The sequence below is a fragment of the Paracoccus sp. Z118 genome (assembly GCF_019061185.1).
Classification (GTDB): Bacteria; Pseudomonadota; Alphaproteobacteria; order Rhodobacterales; family Rhodobacteraceae; genus Paracoccus.
This window is the reverse complement of the sequence record NZ_JAHQZU010000152.1, coordinates 1-333: the sequence shown is the minus strand read 5'-3', so window position 1 is coordinate 333 and position 333 is coordinate 1. Positions and strand designations below refer to the sequence as shown.

The window sequence follows — 333 nt, the reverse complement described above, 5'->3', positions numbered from 1 at the left end:
CTTCGACATAGCGCCCCTCGGCTTTCAGCAGCGCGGGCGTCAGCCCCGCAGGAAGGAGGATATCGGCCAGCGCAGCGCTGACGCCCGCGGCCATTGCGCGCCCGCCGCAGACCATCACCCGCGCGCCCATGCCGACCAGCCGCGCGACCTCGGGTGCCTCGTTCCGCAGGGCGTCCTGGACATAGTGTGGCCGCTCGCCGCGTGAACTGGCGGTGAAAAGGCGGGAGAGGCGTCCTGCCCCCTGCCAGTCCGCCAGTTCCTCGCAATAGAGGAAGTCGCTGTCCGCATGACGCATCCCGAAGAACAGATACACCGGACGGCGGCGCGCATTGG

Annotated in this window: 1 pseudogene; it reads right to left on the bottom strand. The window is 69.4% G+C overall.

The window, feature by feature from the left end:
* A pseudogene (locus KTN05_RS17955) lies at window positions 1-333 on the bottom strand (N-acetylglucosamine transferase); the annotation flags it as partial.